This is a genomic window from Streptomyces sporangiiformans, assembly GCF_005768555.2.
Lineage (GTDB): Bacteria > Actinomycetota > Actinomycetes > Streptomycetales > Streptomycetaceae > Streptomyces > Streptomyces sporangiiformans.
Genome location: NZ_VCHX02000144.1, coordinates 1 through 18,042 on the forward strand (window position 1 = coordinate 1; position 18,042 = coordinate 18,042).

Consider the following 18,042-nt stretch of genomic DNA (forward strand, 5'->3'; position numbering starts at 1 on the left):
GGCCGGCACCGGCCGCGAGGCGTCCGGGCGCTGGGACCGCGCGGCCGCCGCCGACGCAGGCGCGCTCGAGGCGCCGACGGCCGGCGTCGGAGCCTTGGCGTGCCGGGACACGGGCTGCGCGGGCTCGGTCGCCTTCTTGCCGTCGATACGGATCATCCCGTACCCCGCGACCTGCTGGACCTCGTGCCACATGTCGGTACGACCCGACAGCCACTCGAGCAGCGCGTCGCGGTGCGGCTCCGGGTCACCCCAGGTGCCGTAGAACTTGGTGCCCGTCACGCCGATGGGGCGCAGCCCGTGGGTGGCCACCGCCCCCCAGGTGGCGCAGGCGACGCCCGGGCAGTGCTCGGCGCGGTAGTCGTCGAGCACCACCACGCCGTCCGGCAGCAGGATGTCGCGCACCGCCTCGATGTCCGCGTGCACGTGCTCGTACAGATGCGAGGCGTCGATGTGCGCGAAGCGGCAGCTGTCCTTCTCGACCCGGTCGGCGACCACCGAGGACGGGGCCTGTATGACCTCGGGCAACTTGTCGTGGAACGCCAGGTAGTTGGCCTCGAAGGCCCGCCGGGTCAGCGTCGAGTACGACTTGTTCATCTCTTTGTCGTTGGCGGCGTCCTCAGCGGGCGAGTCGAAGAGGTCGCACACCGTGAAGGCGTCCTCTTCGCGCAGGTAGGAGGCCATGAAAATGGCGCTCTTGCCCATGTAGGCGCCGAGTTCGAGCAGGTTGCCGGGCTGCTGGTGATCGAGCTGACGGGACAGGAACCAGTCGAACAACTGCTGGTCGACAGGACGGAACCAGCCCTTGACCTCCGACAGGGCCTTGGGACGGGGCAGTTCGGTGGTGGCGGTCATGAGTACTCCGTAAAACGGGGACTTATGGATTTCCTGCGCGTGCGTGGGGGGGTTGTGGGGCTCGGGCGTGTTCAGAAACCGTCAACGGTGGGGAGCGAAACGCCGGATGACGAGACGGAGGCGAGCAGTAAGGTGACCGGATCCTCGGTGGACGAGGAGCCGAGGGACCGGGGCGGGCTGTCCGCCGCCGACGGCACCGGATGGCGCTCGTCGAGCGGTACCACGGTCGGCAGCCCGGCGGTTTCACCGAGCACGACATGGCGTACGACACGCTCCGCGGCCCGCCCGTCGTCATACGGGCAGAAGCGCTCCCGGAACGCGGCCCTCAGCTGCGCGGAGCGCGAACCCTGCCAGTGGCCGGTCGCGAAGATGTCGATCAGTTCGTCCTCGTTGCGCGCGACGGCGCCCGGCGGGAACGTGTGCAGGTCGATGTAGGTGCCGTGTGCCGCCTCGTACGTCTCCCAGTCGTCCGCGTGGATCACGATCGGCCGGTCGAGGCCGGCGTAGTCGAACATCAGCGACGAGTAGTCGGTGACCAGCACGTCCGAGGCGAGGCAGAGCGTCTCGATACTCGGATGCTCCGACACATCGATCAGCCGGCCGGCGCTCTGCGGGGTGAGCGGGGGGCCGTACGCGTGATGCGCGCGTGTCAGCAGCACGAAGCGCGGGCCGAGCCGGCGCAGCACCCGCTCCAGGTCGAGGGTGCTGCGCTGGGAGCGGCGGTAGGCGCGGTGCGCCGGTGCGTACAGGACGGCGATCTTGCCCTCGGGGATGCCGAGGGTCTCGCGCAGCCGGGCCACATCCACCGAAGTCGCCCGCTGGAAGACGTCGTTGCGCGGACTGCCGAACTCGAGCGTCGTGTAGTCGGACGGGAAGGCGCGCTCCCAGACGAGCGTGGAGTGGCGGTTGCCGGACAGGCAGTAGTCCCACTGGTCGGCGCCGCGCAGCAGCTCGGCGAAGTCCGTGTCGCGGGCTGTCGCCGGGTGCTCCCGGAGGTCCAGGCCCATGTGTGTGAGCGGGGTGCCGTGCTGCGTCTGGACCATGATCTGCCTCCGGCGCTTGACCAGCCGGCGGTCGAAGGGGACGTTGCCGACCAGGTACCTGGAGCGGGCGAGCGCCGTCCAGTACGCGGCGGTGTCCGGCCGCAGCTTGCGCGTCGGGGTCGGGACCGTGTGGTGGTGCTCGGGCGCCGCGATCCACGCGGTGCGGATGCCCGGCGCGTGGGCCCGGAAGGCGTCCTCCAGCGCACCGGGGTTGCAGCCGTACTCGCGTCCGCCGTGGCTGGAGAACACGGCGCGGTCGGCGCGCACGGGCAGCAGGCGCTGGACCCAGTAGTGCAGCCGGAGCGCGGCGGCCCGAACACCACGGAAGAGTGCCGTACCGAGCGCCGCCGTCCCTCTCCGCACCCGGTCCGCCACCCACAGGGTGCGATAGGCGCGGTGGCTGCCCAGGCGTACGAGCAGGTGCCGCAGCCACTCGCGCGACGGGGCCGGGACGCCGCCCGGCACGTGGTAGCGGCCGTAGTGCGCACGGGACTTGATCAGGAACTCGGGCCGGTCGTCGTGCGACAGCTTTCCGGGCCCTCGGAACACGGCAGAGAGATGGCCGACCATGCGGCGGAACAGGGCCGGGCGCCAGTGCGCCAGTTCGGGGTGGTCGTCGAGATACGTGAAGAGGCGGTCGTACTGGTCGAAGATGTCGAGGCGCGCGCGGCTCTCCGCGCCGGGCATGCTCCCCTGGCGTCGTTGGCGGTTGTGGACACAGACGCGGTCGAGCGTCGCGATGGTCTCGGAGGCCATCAGAACTGGGTACGTCCAGGCGGTGTCCGGACAGTGACCGGAAGGGAAAGTGAAACCCTCCCGCTCGATGAACTCCCGGCGGTACGCCTTGTTCCATCCCACCGTGCGGATCTTGAGCAGCCCCGGCCGGTCGTCGAGCCGGAACGGCTGCTTGCCCTCTTCGGTGAGCTGCGCGGCCCGGACGTCGCGTACGGTCTCACCCGACCAGAACGTGCGCGCGTGGTCGTAGACCAGGATGTCCGGATCCTCGGTCGCCGCCAGCCTGCCGGCGATCGCCCGCAGCGCGTGCGGGGTGAGCTCGTCGTCGCCGTCCAGGAAGATCAGATAGTCGCCGGTCGCGCGCTCCATCCCGGCGTTGCGAGCCCGTCCGAGGCCCCCGTTCTCGTTGAGGTGCACGGGCCGTACGCGCGGGTCGCGGGTCGCGAACTCGTCGATGATCGTGCCGCACGCGTCCGGTGAACAGTCGTCGACCGCGATCAACTCGAGGTCGGTGAAGGACTGTTCGAGGACGGACGACAGACATGTGTGCAGGTATGCCTGCACCTTGTATGCGGGGACGATGACACTGAACCGGGGCAAGGGACATCCTTCGGGCGGCGCGGGCATACTGCCCGGAACGGCCGAAGGAGTGATGTGGTTACGCCAGATGTGGCATATGGGGGACCCCAGGGAGCAGCGAGGGGCGGGCCGATGCCGGTCCGCCCCTCAACTGATGCTCCTGAAGTGCTACTTCACCGCCCCCGCCATCACGCCGGACACGAACTGCCGCTGGAAGGCGAAGAACACGGCCAGCGGGATCACCATGGAGATGAAGGCGCCGGGCGCCAGGATCTCGATGTTGCCGCCGAACTGCCGTGTCTGCGCCTGCAGTGCGACGGTCAACGGCTGCGACTGCGAGTCCGAGAACACCAGGGCCACCAGCATGTCGTTCCACACCCACAGGAACTGGAAGATGCCGAGCGAGGCGATGGCCGGCGCGCCGAGCGGCAGGATCACCGTGGCGAACAGCCGGGTCTCGCCCGCCCCGTCCAGCCGCGCCGCCTCCAGGAGTTCCCGGGGGATCTCCGCGAAGAAGTTCCGCAGGAGGAAGATCGCGAACGGCAGACCGAAGCCCACATGGAAGAGCACCACACCGATGATGTCGCCGAAGATCCCGAGCGTGCCGAACAGCTCGGACAACGGGATCAGAGCCACCTGCACCGGTACCACCAGCAGCGCCACCACCAGCACGAACCACCAGTCACGGCCCTTGAAGTCCATCCAGGCGAACGCGTACCCGGCCATGGCCCCGACGAGCACGACGAGCAAGGTGGCCGGCACGGTGATCCACACGGTGTTGACCAGCGCACTGGTGACGTCGTCGTTCTCGAACAGCGACGCATAGCTCTCGGTGGTGAGCTGGGCCGGCTTGCTGAACACCTCCCACCAGCCGCTGGCCGCGATGTCGGTCGGATCGCGGAACGACGACGCGAGCAGCCCCACCGTCGGTGTCACCCAGAGCAGCGCGACCAGGATCAGGAAGACCCGCAGCACTCCGCCGGCCGCCCCGCTGGAGATCCGGGCGGCGATCGAGCGCTCCGGCGGTCCGGCCGGAGGCGGTGTCTCTTTCGCGGGCGTGGAAGGAGGTACGGAAGAAGGTACGGAGGGTGCGCTCACCGCTGACGCTCCCTTCGCAGTCGGCGGATGTTGACGAACATCACCGGCAGGACGAGCAGCAGCAGGATGATGCCGAGCGCGCTGCCCAGACCGAAGTTGCCGCCGCCGCCGAACGACGCGTTGTACATGATCAGGGCGAGCACGGTGGCGTCGTCCTGAGTGGGCTGCGGGGCGATGATGTAGACCAGGTCGAAGATCTTCATCACGTTGATCATCAACGTGACGAGGACGACGACCAGGACGGGCGCGAGGAGGGGGACGGTGACCCTTCTGAACACCTGCCATTCGTTGGCGCCGTCCACCCGTGCCGCCTCCAGCAGGTTGCGGTCCACACCCGCCAGACCCGCCGCGATGAGCACCATGGCGAAGCCCGCCCACATCCAGGCGTACGCGCCGATGATGGCCGGAGTCACGAGGGTCGGGCCGAGCCACTCGATGCCGTTGTAGGGCGCCGCGAAGTTCGCGGCGGGCAGCCGGAGCTGGGCACCGTCGGCGGACTTCGGGAGCGTGAACGTGCCTTCCGCCCCGGTGGACGCGCTCGCGACCACCTTTCCGTCCCGTACGGCCTCGACCTTGATGCCCTTCAAGGCCTTCTCGCCCGCGTCGACGGCGCCCTTCTCACCGCCGCCGCCCAGCTTGAAGTCCAGCCACACGGTGCCGGAGATGCGGCCGGCCTCCGCCTTGGCCGTCGGCGCCTTGGCGTCCGCCGGATCGTCGGGCAGCTTGTTCGGCGCGATGCCTACCAGCGGCAGCAACGCGGGGGTGCCCGCGCTGACCGTGCCCCGCGAGGTGAAGGCGCCGCCTCCGGACGCCTTGAGGTCACTGACCTGGGAGGGACGGGCGTTCGGATAGACGGACGAGTCGGCGAAGGCGTCGTGGACCCCCACCACCACGGCGTTGGCCACACCCTGGTCCGGGTTCTGCTCGTACACCAGACGGAAGATGATGCCCGCAGCCAGCATCGAGATCGCCATCGGCATGAAGACGATCAGCTTGAACGCCGTGCCCCACCGCACCCGTTCGGTCAGCACGGCGAAGATCAGGCCGAGCGCCGTGACCAGGGCCGGCGCGACCGCCACCCAGATCGCGGTGTTCTTGACGGCGGTGAGGGTGGCGTCGTTGGTGAAGACCTCGCCGTAGTTGTCCAGGCCGACGAAACCGGAGCCGTCCGCGTCGAACAGACTCCGCCACGCCGAGTACCCGATCGGGTAGACCACGAGCGCACCGAGCAGCACCAGCGCGGGCAGCAGGAAAAGGCCTGCCACCCACGGCCGGGTACCCATCACGCTCTTGCGTTTTCCGGCGGGGGGCACCGGACCGGCCGGGCCCCCCGCCATTGCCGCCTGCGACGACATGGCCTGCCGTCAGTCCTTGTAGGCGGCGGCCGCGGAGGTCTCGAGCGCCTTCTGCGCGCCCGCGACGTCCGAGGGGTCCTTCAGGAAGTCCTGCAGCCCCTTCCACTCGCCCTGGCCCTGTGTGCCGCCGAACGCCGCCGGGGCCTGGTCGGACATGTCGAAGCGGAAGTCGTCGCCCGCGGCGAGCAGCGCCTTGGCGATGTCCCGGGTCACGTCGTCCTTGTACGCCTTGAGGTCCATCTCCTTGTTGGGGGAGATGAAGCCGCCCTGCGCCGCCCAGATCTCGGCCGCGTCGGTCGAGGCGAGGAAGGTCAGCAGAGCCTGCGAGCCCTTGTCGTCCTTCAGCGCCACGGCCGCGTCACCGCCACTGACCACCGGTGATTCGTCACCGACCGCAGGGAAGGGGAAGACCTTGGCATCCGTGCCGATCTTGGCCTTCGTGTCGGCGTTGATGTTCGCCGCGACGAAGTCGCCCTCGAAGACCATCGCGGCCGGGGTGTCGCCGCTGAACGTCTGCGTGACGGACTTCGGGAACTCCGCCTGCAGCGCGCCCTTGGTGCCGCCCGCGAGCAGTTCGTCCTTGCCCCACAGCTCGGCGAGGGTGGTCAGGGCTTCCTTGACGGAGGGGTCCGTCCACTTGATCTTGTGCTCGGCCAGCTGGTCGTACTTCTCCGGACCCGCCTGCGAGAGATAGATGTTCTCGAACCAGTCGGTGAGGGTCCAGCCGTCCGCGCCGCCGACGGACACCGCGGGCGAACCGGCGTCGGACAGCGTCTGCGCCGTCTGGACGAACTCGTCCCAGGTCTTCGGTTCCCCGGCTATCCCCGCGGCCTCGAAAGCCGCGGTGTTGTACCAGACCAGGGACTTGTTGGCGGCCTTCGCGTACACGCCGTACTGCTTGCCCTCGTAGGCGCCCAGGTCCTTCCAGCCCGCCGAGAAGTTCTTGTCGAGCTGCGCCTGTGCCTCGCTGCCCAGCGGCTTGATCCAGCCCTTTTCGGCGAACTGGTGCAACACGCCGACCTGCGGCAGGAACGCCACGTTCGGCGGCTTGCCGCCCTGGATCTTCGTGCCCAGGAAAGTGGAGGTGTTGTTGCCGGTCGGCACGAAGCTGACCTCGGCGCCGGTGCGCTTCTCGAACTCGTCCAGCACCTTGGTGAAGTTTTCCTGCTCGGGGCCGGTCCAGACGGCCGCGACCTCCAGTTTCTGACCGTCGAGCTTGGGGAGTTCAACGGTCGGGGCCTTGCTGGTCGCGCCGCCGTCGCTTCCCTTGTCGTCCTTGTTGTCGCCGTCGCCGCCGCAAGCGGTGAGCGTGAGCGCCATCGCCCCCGCGACGACGGCGGCCGCGGCCTTCGCGGCCCTGCTTTTCCTGTGCGGCCTACGTATACGAAATGTGCTGCGCATGACTTGCCCCGTTCTTCGTCGAACGTACGAGCGCTGTCCCGTGCGCTCTTGGTGTACGCCCCACCCGTTGGCGGCGGCAAGAGCGCCTGCGCTGTCAAGAGGGTGATCGTGACCGCGTCGTGACGTTGAGTCATGCTGAGGCCGCGTCAGAATGCCTGCCAAGACTGGCGAGTTGTGCGGACGGGTCCTCAGAGTTCTCAGAGCAGTGACGGCACCTCAGTGGCCGACACGGAGCGGGCGGCTCGCTCCAGGGCGCTGGCGAGGAGCGCGAGGTCCGTCGGCCCATTGCCCAGTTCGCGTACGGGACGGCGGGTGGGCGGGTCGCCCATGCGGTCCCATTCCAGGGGGACGACCGTGGGACGCACCGTGGCCGTGCGCGGGATGCGCCCCGTGACTCGGCCTCCCTGGAAGGGAGTTGGCGGGCCCTGGACACCGGCCCCGGCATCGGCACCGTGACCGGTACGGGTGAGGCGTCCACGGCCGGGCGCGGGCTCCTCGGGGCCGGACGAGGGCGCTTCGAGCACGACCCGCAGCGTGGCCCGCCGGGCCAGCTCCGTATCGGCCGTACGGGCTCCGCCCGCGGTGGCGGCCACCAGATGCACTCCGAGACGCTCGCCGTCCCGCGCCACGGCCTCCAGCGCCCGTACGACCGATCCGGCGGCCGGGCGTCCCGGTGAGCCCAGCGCGGGGGAGAGCAACGCGTCCAGATCGTCGACGATCACGACGAGCCGGGGGAGCGGCGGCCCCGCGTCCGCCGTCCGCTTCCGCTCGGCGGCGGGGCGCAGGCGCAGGGTGGCGCTCGGGGGCGCGTCGAGGTCGGCGGCGCCCGGGGCAGGGGAGGCGGAGCCAGGAGTGGAACTCTTCGCCCCCTTCGCCCCCTTCGAGCCCTTCGAAAGGTTCGAACCGTTCGAACCCTTCGCCGAGCGCTGACTCACGAGGCTGCCGGACAGCTGCTGCTGTGTGTGCCATTCGGCGAAGTCGAGGCGGCCGAGGAGCTCGGTGCGGCGCTTCAGCTCGGCGGCGAGGGACTGGGCGAACTCCCGCATACGAACCGGGTCGTGGGCCGCGAGATGCGTGGTGACATGGGGCAGGTCGGTGCAGACCCGCAGCCCGTCCCCGCGCGCGGCGGCGCTGCCTCCGGTGCTGTCCCGCCCGTCGACGAGCACGATCCCCAGCCGGTCGGGCCGCTCCGCGGCGGCGAGCGACGCGGCGACGGAGCGCAGCAGCTCCGTACGCCCGCTGCCCGAAGGCCCTTCGATCAGCAGATGCGGCCCTTCGCCCGCGAGGTCCACGCAGGCGGGCCCGCGCGGCCCGGCGCCGAGCACGGCGACGGCGCGCCCGCCGAACGCCTGCGTGTCGTCGGCCGCGTCCGCCCAGCGGGCCATCAGCGAGGCCGGCGTGGCGCGTGCCAGCCCCAACTCGTCGAGCAGCCGCGCCGCTTGAGGCAGCGGCGCTGACACGCGCGCGTGCCCCTCACCGGGCAAGCCGTCCGTGCGCAGGGGAGCCAGCGCCCGCGCGAACCGCTCGGCCCAGGCCATGGACACCGCGTCGAGGGTGGCCACGGTGCCGTGACCGACGGGGCCGGCCGGTCCGGTCGGTCCGGCCGGTCCGGCCGGGTCGTCCCGCGTCACCCGCGCCGTCCGCGCCACTCGCATCAGACGCAGCGCCGTGGCCACGTCCCCGCTGAGCAGGGCGACGGCTCCGCAGTCCCGGAACGCCGACGAGACCGCGCAGGCCGCCTCGTACGTCTCCGTCACCGGTGAGGCGGGCGACGCGGCCGCCGTCTCGGCGAGACACACGACGTGGATCCCGGCCCGCGGCCCCTCGACCGCCAGCCGCGACACGGCCTCCCGCACCGTGGCGGGCCCGGGGTCCCCGTCCACCACGACCACGGTGAACGGGCCCGTCCACCCGGTCTCGCCCGGCTCGTCGTCCCGCGCCCAGGAAGGCCGGCGATCCCGCCCACGAGCAGCGGGGCTGCCCGCGGGGAGCTCGCCCTCGGCCGACACGCTGCCGATCGAGATTCCCAGGTGGGTGGAGGAGGAGCTGTCGTGGCCGGCGGCGTACACCCGGGAGCCGTGGCCGTCGGCATGGTCGAGCTCGCCCGACGGGTGGTGGCTTGGGTGGGCGCCTTCGGCGGGCCCACCGGAGATTGGCCCGCCGTGGTCGTCCGACGGGTGCCCCGGTCTGGCGCCGTCGGCGTGGCCGCCGTGGTCAGTGGTGTGCTGGTCGCTGGAGTGCCGGGCTGTCGGGCCGGGGGACCGGTCGGCGTGGGCGCCGGGTCGATCGCTTGCGGTGTTGCCGTTGCCGTTGCCTTGGCCGCTGTCGCTGTGGTCACGCTGCTCGCCGGTCCGGTGTGCACCGGCGGTGGTCGCAGCGGACAGGTGGCCCGTGCCGTCGCCGTCTCCCTCGCCGTAACCATGCCGGCCATTGGCGTGCCGGGTCGGGCCGGTGGGTGCCGCGGAGCGCGCCCGGTCGCGGTCGTCCGACGGGTGTCCCGGGTGGGCGTTGTCGGCGGTCCGCCGGGTGCGGTGGTTCGCGCTGTCGCTGTCTCTGTCGCCGCGCTGGTCACCTGTGTGCTGGGCCGGGCCGGTGGCCTGGTCGGCGGGTGCTGCGGAGTCGGTGCCCGAGGGGGCGGGTTTCTCCGGGCGGGTACTCGTCGCGTCGGCGCCGGTGGTGTCCGGTGAGGTGGCGCCGGGGCCGGGCTCGTGCCCCGCCGTCGTGGTCCCGGGGTATGAGGAACGCCCGGTGGTCCGACGGCCCGCATCGGTCAGGTGGTCCTCCAGCCGGCGGACCAGTTCCTCCGTGCGGGCCGCGGCCTGTTCGCGGTCGTAGGCGAGGAGGAGGCGGCAGTCCTGGCCGTGGGCGGGGCGCAGGTGCGGGAGCCAGCCGAGCCAGGACCACTCGGCGATGCGCTCCTCCACGGGGCGCGAGCGGTCCGTGCTGATCAGAACGATCTCCAGCGCGTCGGGAGAGTGCAGCGCGGCGAGCTGCGCCACCACGGCGCGGGCGAGCCCGGAGAGGCGGGGCCGCGGCCCGGCCAGGCCCAGCGCTCCGACCTCCCGCAACCCCGCGGTCACCGGCACCGCGGGCAGCAGTCCCGACCCGTCGGGCGCACTGCGGTCCGCCGTACCGAGCCGCACGGTGAGCGTCTCGGGGTGCCCGGGATCGCGCTCCCACAGCCGCGGGCCAGGTCCGAGCGCGGCCAGCAGGAGCGCGGCCGGGTCGGGCCACCGCTCCGGCTCCCGTGCGGCAGCCGCGACGGTCTCGGCAGACGGCGCCTCGTGCTCGGCGCCCTCGCCCCTGACGTCGCGGCTCTCGGACTCCGTCGCCGCGGACTGCTCGCCGCGGGCGCCCGCGAGCCGCCGGGCCCAGGCCGAGAGCCCGCCGCGCTTGCGTGGCAGGCGAGGCGCCGTCGTGCCCCTGGTCGGGGTGTCCTTCCTGGTGCCCCCGTCCGTCCGGTCCGTAGTGCCCGTCCCGGTGCTCTCGATCTCGGGCGCCCCGCCCTGGCCGGGTACCACGGGCGGTTCCACGGAGCCGTGCCCGTGTGGCCCGGGCGTGCTGTCTTCCGCGGCTCCCCACCCCGCCGTGCCGTAGCCGTGATGGGTGGCGCCGGGCGGCGAAGAGGCGGGAGCGCCAGGAGTGGTACCAGGGGTGCGGGAGGCGTCCCCGGCTGCCCTTAAGGAGGCGGGGCCGCCCCCACCGCTCCCGCTCCCCTCGCGCGCGTGCGGCAGCACCCGTACATGCCCCTCCCCGTCCGCCGCCGTCTCCCGTATGACCGTCGCGTCTCCCGCGCGCGTGAGCCGCAGTGTCGACTCGCCGACCCGCAGCAGCGCCCCCGGAGCCAAGCGCACCGGGTGCTCGCGCACATGCGCGCCGTCCAGCGTCGTGCCGTTCGTGGAGCCGAGGTCCGCGACGGACACCCGGCCGTCCGCGGCGACCGTCACGGCGCAGTGGAGGCGGGAGACATCCGGGTCGTCCAGGGGAACGTCGGCGTCGGCGGAGCGGCCGATGTCGATACGGCCGCCGTGCAGCAGGTGGACGCCGCCCGCGTCGGGCCCGGTGACCACATGGAGCCGGGCCGCGGCCGCGTCGACCTCGGGGCCGGGCTCCGCCGGGGAGCCCACGGACAGCACGGCGCCGTCGATCAGCGGCGGCTCACCGAGCGTGCAGCGCTGCGCGTCGAGCCGCTCCGCTCCCGCGAACAGCACACCGGGACCCTCGCCCCCGATCGCCGAGACGAGTCCGGAGGCCACCGCGGCGAGCGCGGTCCCGGCGGGCGCCGTCACCAGCACGTCGCAGGACGCGGCGCGCCCCTCGGAGCGCGTCCCCAGCGGGTCTACGACGGTCAGCCGGATCTGCATCGCCGTCAGCGGTCCCTTCTGCGCGGGCGCCCGCGACGAGGCTGCGCTGCGATCCCCACCGCAGACCCCCCACCTCAGTCGGGCACGTCGGCCAGTACTGGAGGCATCCTCGCACCTGCCACTGACAACCCGCCCCTCACCCACCGGCAAGTGATCTTGATTGGTCGGCTCTGCCCGCAAAAGTGCCTGACCGGTGCCCGGTTGAGATCGGTCACGTCGAGGTCCGGCAACCAACCGACCGGGCGTGAGCGTCTTTGCCTGAAACGGACGTGAACGCCCCACGTAATCCACAGGACGGCGAAAGCCCGGTGCCAGGTTCGGCGGCACTACAGTGGGTCGGAACACCCGTAGCAACGGTGGAGACCAGCCAAGCAATCAGCAGGGAGCGCATGACGTGCGGCCGGTAGGGAGCAAGTACCTCCTTGAGGAGCCGCTGGGGCGCGGCGCCACAGGCACCGTCTGGCGGGCCCGCCAGAGGGAGACCGCGGGGGCCGAGGCGGCTGTGCCCGGCCAGCCCGGCGAGACCGTGGCGATCAAGGTCCTCAAGGAGGAGCTCGCCAACGACGCGGACGTCGTGATGCGGTTCCTGCGCGAGCGGTCCGTCCTGCTCCGCCTCACACACCCGAACATCGTCCGGGTACGTGACCTAGTCGTCGAAGGCGACCTGCTCGCGCTCGTCATGGACCTGGTCGAAGGCCCTGACCTGCACCGTTACCTGAGGGAGAACGGGCCCTTCTCGCCCGTCGCCGCCGCCCTCCTCACCGCCCAGGTCGCCGACGCGCTCGCCGCGAGCCACACCGACGGCGTCGTGCACCGCGACCTGAAGCCCGCGAACGTCCTGCTCAAGCAGGACGGCGGGCAGATGCACCCGATGCTGACGGACTTCGGTATCGCCCGGCTCGCCGACTCTCCCGGCCTGACCCGCACCCACGAGTTCGTGGGCACGCCCGCGTACATCGCCCCCGAGTCCGCCGAGGGCCGCCCGCAGACCTCCGCCGTCGACGTCTACGGCGCCGGAATCATGCTGTACGAGCTGGTCACCGGCCGTCCGCCGTTCGGCGGCGGCTCCGCCCTGGAGGTGCTCCACCAGCACCTCAGCGCCGAACCGCGCCGTCCCTCCACGATCCCCGACCCCCTGTGGACGGTCATCGAGCGCTGCCTGCGCAAGAACCCGGACGAACGGCCCAGCGCCGAGAACCTCGCGCGCGGCCTCCGTGCGGTCGCCGAGGGCGTCGGCGTGCACGCGAGTTCCGCGCAGATCGCCGCCGCCGAGGGCGTGGGCGCGCTGCTCGCTCCGGACCCGGCGCCCGCCGCCGTCCCCGGCGATTCCGGCGCCGCCGACCCCACACAGGTGCTGCCGCACAGCGCCGGTTCGTACGACCCGAACGGCGCGACCAGCGTCCTGCCGCACACCGGCGCCGCCGACCCCACCTCCGTACTGCCTCGCCGCGGTGCCTCCGATCCCACCTCGGTGATGCCGCAGCAGCCGCCGCAGCAGCCGCCCGGGGGGCCGGAGGACCCGCACCCCTGGCAGAACCAGCTGCGCGCGGCCCGCGACCGCAATGAGCAGACGCAGGTCCAGTCGTATCTCGACCCGAACGAGGATCCGCTGCGGCGGCGTCCGCAGCGGCAGGTCGCGCGCCCGCAGCAGCAGCCGCAGCCTCAGCAGCAGCCGCGACAGCGGCCTCCGCAGCGGCCCCAGCAGTACGCGCCTCAGCCGCAGCAGCCTCAGCGGTACGCTCCGCCGCCGCAGCCCCAGCAGCCTTCCTCGCGTCCGCCTCGCGAGCCCCGCCCGCCGCGCGAGCCGCGGCAGCGCAGCGCCAACCCGATGAAGATCCCCGGGCTGGGATGCCTCAAGGGATGCCTGTTCACGATCGTCATACTGTTCGTGGCCGGGTGGCTGATCTGGGAGTTCAGCCCACTTCAGGAGTGGATCGGGACGACCAAGGGGTACTGGGACCAGCTCTCGGACCTGTTCAGCACGGTGTCCGGGTGGATCGGGAAACTGGGTGAGGGCTCTGGTTCCGGGTCCCGGCTCGGCCTGTAGGTCCGTTTACTCTTCCTTGCTCCCGCTTGCTCCCTGCCTGTCCCGGCTTGCTCCTTCTTGGCCCTTCTTGGCCCTTCAAATCCCCAGAACCGCAGTGCGGTTCTGGGGATTTGTCGACACCTGGCGGGTGATTTCTGCCTCCGGAGTGAAGCTTGGGTCTGCGTGCGCGTAGCTTTAGCGACAACACGCGTCCGTAGGAGCAGTCTTGGCACGGAAGATCGGCAGCCGGTACACCGCGCACCAGATTCTGGGGCGGGGCAGTGCCGGCACGGTGTGGCTGGGCGAGGGGCCGGAAGGGCCCGTCGCCATCAAGCTGTTGCGTGAGGACCTCGCGTCCGACCAGGAGCTCGTCGGGCGTTTCGTGCAGGAGCGTACGGCGTTGCTGGGTCTCGACCACCCGCACGTCGTCGGCGTGCGCGACCTCGTCGTCGACGGCAACGACCTCGCGCTGGTCATGGACCTCGTACGCGGTACCGATCTGCGGACGCGGCTCGACCGTGATCGGCGGCTGGCACCCGAGGCCGCGGTCGCCATCGTCGCCGATGTCGCGGACGGGCTCGCGGCCGCGCACGCGGCGGGTGTCGTCCACAGGGACGTGAAGCCCGAGAACGTGCTGCTGGACATGCAGGGTCCGCTCGGGCCCGGCGGGGCGCATCCTGCGCTGCTGACGGACTTCGGAGTGGCGAAGCTGATCGACTCGCCGCGGCGGACTCGGGCGACGAAGATCATCGGTACGCCGGACTACTTGGCGCCCGAGATCATCGAGGGGCTGCCTCCTCGGGCCGCCGTCGACATCTACGCGCTCGCGACCGTGCTGTACGAGCTGCTGGCGGGCTTCACGCCGTTCGGTGGCGGTCATCCGGGGGCGGTGCTGCGCCGGCATGTCACGGAGACGGTGGTTCCGCTTCCTGGCATCCCCGAGGAGCTGTGGCAGCTCATCGTGCAGTGTCTGGCCAAGGCGCCGGCGTCGCGGTTGCGGGCGTCCGAGCTGGGGGTGCGGTTGCGGGAGCAGCTGCCGGTGCTGGCGGGGATGCCGCCGCTGGATGTGGACGAGCCGGAGTCGGAGGCGGAGGGGGCGTACGACGCGGCGTCGCAGCCGGAGTCGGAGGCTGCGGGGGTATCGAGCGCTCAGGGCGAGAGCGAGCGTGAGCGGGTGAGGCGGGGGGCCGTGCCGCTGGTGCGGGGGGCTGCGCCCGACTCGAACCGGGACACGCACACGAGCATGCGTGTCCCGGCACCGGACGAGCTGGCCGGCGGCGCTCGCGGCACGGCCCGCGCGCCGCGTGCCTCCGGCGCACCGCGGCCCGGATCGGCTCGGCACCGTGCCATGGCGCGGCGTCGCCGCGTCACTCTCGGTACGGCGGCTGTGGTACTCGCCGCGGCGATCGGCGTCGGCACCTGGGTCGCCACCTCCGGCGACAACGCGGACGCGACACCCCAAGACACGAAAAACTCGGCACCGGCTTCACCGTGACGCGCTGCCGCTCTCGCTGTCGCTGGGTGGGTGGGTCGGGGTCGTGTGCCGATGCGTCCGCCCGTCGCCGCGGGGGCGTACGACCCGGGGTTGGTAAGAGGTGCGGGTTTCCTGAGACAAGCCCTACGCGACGGGCGATGACGCACCGGCACACGACCCCTCCCGTGCGTCGGCGACTGCGGGAGCGTGGGGGTGCGCCCCTCCAGGGTTCGCTGGGTGCCTGAGGGCGAGTGGGGCGCCCCGTCAGGGGCGCGGGGAACTGCGCGACCAGCCACGGCCGGACCGCAGCCGAAGTACGAAACCCACCCACCCCCCTCACGCCCGAGGGCGACTGCGGGTATGGGGGCCTGGGGGCGGAGCCCCCTGTTTCGGGAAGGGGTGGGGTGGGGGAAGGGAACCCCCCGGCCCAGCAGACGCGCAGCCCAGCGCACCGGCCTGACCCGCTTGGCGGAGCCGTTACGCTGGGGGTGTGGCAGTTGTCGATGTATCCGAAGAGCTCAAGTCCCTCTCCTCGACCATGGAGTCGATCGAGGCCGTCCTGGACCTCGACAAGCTGAGGGCAGATATCGCCGTGCTCGAGGAGCAGGCGGCAGCGCCGTCCCTGTGGGACGACCCCGAAGCAGCACAGAAGATCACCAGCAAACTGAGCCACCTCCAGGCGGAGGTCCGCAAGGCCGAGGCCCTGCGCGGCCGGATCGACGATCTCGGCGTGCTCTTCGAGATGGCCGAGGAGGAGGACGACCCGGACACCCGCGCCGAGGCGGAGACCGAGCTCGCCGCCGTCAAGAAGGCGCTGGACGAGATGGAAGTCCGGACGCTGCTGTCGGGGGAGTACGACTCCCGTGAGGCGGTCGTCAACATCCGCGCCGAGGCCGGCGGCGTCGACGCCGCGGACTTCGCCGAGAAGCTCCAGCGCATGTACCTGCGCTGGGCCGAACAGCACGGCTACAAGACCGAGATCTACGAAACCTCGTACGCGGAAGAGGCCGGCATCAAGTCGACCACCTTCGCCGTCCAGATCCCGTACGCATACGGGACGTTGTCGGTGGAACAGGGCACGCATCGGCTCGTGCGTATTTCGCCCTTCGACAACCAGGGGCGTCGGCAGACCTCCTTCGCGGGCGTGGAAGTACTGCCCGTCGTCGAGCAGACCGACCACATCGAGATCGACGAGTCCGAACTGCGTGTCGATGTGTACCGGTCCTCCGGGCCCGGCGGTCAGGGCGTCAACACCACCGACTCCGCCGTGCGGTTGACCCACATCCCCACCGGAATCGTGGTGTCCTGTCAGAACGAGCGGTCGCAGATCCAGAACAAGGCCACCGCCATGAACGTTCTGCAGGCGAAGCTGCTGGAGCGGCGCCGGCAGGAGGAGCAGGCCAAGATGGACGCCCTCAAGGGCGACGGCGGCAACTCCTGGGGCAACCAGATGCGTTCGTACGTCCTGCACCCGTACCAGATGGTCAAGGACCTGCGCACCGAGCACGAAGTCGGTAATCCGGAGTCCGTGTTCAACGGCGAGATCGACGGCTTCCTGGAGGCCGGAATTCGCTGGCGCAAGCAGCAGGAGAAGTAGGCGCACAAAGAAGGAAGAAAAGGCGACGTTCGCACGCGTCGCTTTGTCGACAGGGCAACTGTCCTCCACCGGAGGGCAGTTGCCCTTTGTGTAGCCGGATGTCTGGGTTTTACGTCACACTCACATGTCGTCCCTGCGGTCAAATGGCCTTGATCGGGACATCGCGGTCGCAACGACCTTGACGAGGCTTTGAAAAGTGGGAAGGGTAACGAGCGGCATGCGTATCTCTGGGGCGCATGTGAACCGGGGGGCTTTTCAAAGTCGCTCCGACATCGCGGCCCCGGGCGCTGCTCCATTCACGATTAGCTACTGGGGGTAGCAAGCAGATGACCAAGAAGACGCGGATCCGTGTCGCGCGGATAGCCGCCGGTACGGTGATCGCCGCCGGTGCTTCGCTGACCGCCGCGGGCGCCGCTTCGGCCCTCGATGTCGGCGTCGAGGTGGGCGGTCTGAGCGTCGGCGCGAGTGCCGACGAGAACGGTGTCGGTGTCGGCGTCGGTCTTGACCCGACGGACGAGCCGACGGACGAGCCGACGGACATTCCGACGGATGTGCCGACGGACATTCCGACGGAGGAGCCCACGGACGAGCCCACCGCGGAGCCGACCGAGCCTACGGAGGAGCCGACTGACGAGCCGACCGACGAGCCGACCGACCCGGGTAACGGCAACGGCGGTGGCAACAATGGCGGTGGCAACGGTGGCGGCAACGACACCGACCCCGACGGCGGCTCCAAGCCCGTCGAGCAGGGTGAGGGCAAGGAGAGCCTGACCGACACCGGCTCGGAGCAGCAGGTCTCCAACCCCTCCGCCCAGGGCACCGGCGACGGTGAGCTCGCCGAGACGGGTGCCGCCGAGACCACGTTCCTGGTCATCGGTGCGGCCACGATGATCGCCGGCGGTGTCGGCTTCCGTCTGCTGCCCCGCCTCATGAACGGCCGCGGCGCCGCTGCGTGACGGATGTCATAGCCGTCGCCGTGCGTGGGCGGTAGCACGTACGCGAGAAGGGCCCGGAGCTGAATGCTCCGGGCCCTTCTCGTTGGCTTCTCGTTCGAGTTGCGTCATCTCGTGACGTCGTTCTCGTCACGCTTCGTCGTCATGGATCACGCGCACCTCGTGGGCGGGTGCCGGCGCACGTCCGTCCCCCGGTCCGCATCGCCCTGTACGCCGCTCTCGCCCGTCCTAGGCGGTCTGGTGCGCCAGCAGGGCCACCGCCGCGATCAGCACGGCCAGCAGCGCGATCAGCGCCATGGGCGTCAGACCCGCGAAGGGGCTCTCCTGCTGCAGTCGCTCCCTGTTCGCGCGGCAGACCGGGCAGCGGCCTTCGTTCACGGGCGCGGCACAGTTCGCGCACACCAACCGGTCGTACGTCATGCGCTCGCCCTCCTTGCGCCGGATTCACGTACACAACGCTTCCAGGAACGTGAACGTTCCCCCTCCACTGTGCCAGGTTCCACGGATTTCGGCGCGGCTCGCCTTATCCTGCCCGGTCCTGACGCGTTCGAGCCCTTCCGTTAGG

General features: G+C 71.0%; 11 protein-coding genes. 4 read left to right on the plus strand and 7 right to left on the minus strand.

Translation table 11 applies throughout. The features are described from left to right. The 6 genes from FGD71_RS21235 to FGD71_RS21260 form a co-directional block, all read right to left on the minus strand. Positions 1-852: class I SAM-dependent methyltransferase (locus tag FGD71_RS21235; RefSeq protein ID WP_140935922.1), on the minus strand; the 852-nt coding region annotated here is incomplete at its 3' end. 71 nt (positions 853-923) lie between these two features. Then, the gene (locus tag FGD71_RS21240) at positions 924-3,230 is read right to left on the minus strand and encodes a bifunctional glycosyltransferase/CDP-glycerol:glycerophosphate glycerophosphotransferase (protein ID WP_119102074.1); all 2,307 of its coding nucleotides are present in this window, start codon (positions 3,228-3,230) and stop codon (positions 924-926) included. Positions 3,231-3,377: 147 nt separating this feature from the next. Then, positions 3,378-4,220: a carbohydrate ABC transporter permease gene (locus tag FGD71_RS21245; RefSeq protein WP_240436702.1), complete on the minus strand. Its 843-nt coding sequence runs from the start codon at positions 4,218-4,220 to the stop codon at positions 3,378-3,380. An 83-nt stretch (positions 4,221-4,303) separates the two neighbouring features. Then, positions 4,304-5,662 carry a carbohydrate ABC transporter permease gene (locus tag FGD71_RS21250; protein WP_119102076.1) on the minus strand — a complete coding sequence of 453 codons (1,359 nt, stop codon included), beginning with the start codon at positions 5,660-5,662 and terminating at the stop codon, positions 4,304-4,306. Between the two features lie 9 nt (positions 5,663-5,671). After that, positions 5,672-7,063, minus strand: coding sequence for an ABC transporter substrate-binding protein (locus FGD71_RS21255; RefSeq protein ID WP_119102077.1), 1,392 nt, complete (start codon positions 7,061-7,063; stop codon positions 5,672-5,674). A gap of 197 nt (positions 7,064-7,260) precedes the next feature. Next, positions 7,261-11,427 (minus strand): FHA domain-containing protein, encoded by a 4,167-nt coding sequence (locus FGD71_RS21260; protein ID WP_119102078.1) that lies wholly within the window; start codon positions 11,425-11,427, stop codon positions 7,261-7,263. A gap of 394 nt (positions 11,428-11,821) precedes the next feature. Between FGD71_RS21260 and FGD71_RS21265 the strand changes: the two genes are divergently transcribed. The 4 genes from FGD71_RS21265 to FGD71_RS21280 all read left to right on the plus strand — a co-directional run bounded on the left by FGD71_RS21265 (position 11,822) and on the right by FGD71_RS21280 (position 17,480). Then, a complete protein-coding gene (locus FGD71_RS21265; protein ID WP_119102079.1) occupies positions 11,822-13,474 on the plus strand; it encodes a serine/threonine-protein kinase in 1,653 nt (550 codons plus the stop codon). Positions 13,475-13,679: 205 nt separating this feature from the next. After that, on the plus strand, positions 13,680-14,948 hold the full coding sequence (locus FGD71_RS21270; protein WP_119102080.1) for a serine/threonine-protein kinase: 1,269 nt from the start codon (positions 13,680-13,682) through the stop codon (positions 14,946-14,948). A 469-nt stretch (positions 14,949-15,417) separates the two neighbouring features. Then, positions 15,418-16,524: a peptide chain release factor 2 gene (gene prfB, locus FGD71_RS21275; RefSeq protein ID WP_119102081.1), complete on the plus strand. Its 1,107-nt coding sequence runs from the start codon at positions 15,418-15,420 to the stop codon at positions 16,522-16,524. Positions 16,525-16,850: 326 nt separating this feature from the next. Next, on the plus strand, positions 16,851-17,480 hold the full coding sequence (locus tag FGD71_RS21280; protein ID WP_119102082.1) for a PT domain-containing protein: 630 nt from the start codon (positions 16,851-16,853) through the stop codon (positions 17,478-17,480). Positions 17,481-17,705: 225 nt separating this feature from the next. On the opposite strand, the gene FGD71_RS21285 is transcribed toward FGD71_RS21280, so the two are convergent. After that, positions 17,706-17,897: a hypothetical protein gene (locus tag FGD71_RS21285; RefSeq protein WP_119102083.1), complete on the minus strand. Its 192-nt coding sequence runs from the start codon at positions 17,895-17,897 to the stop codon at positions 17,706-17,708. Between the last annotated feature and the right edge of the window lie 145 nt (positions 17,898-18,042).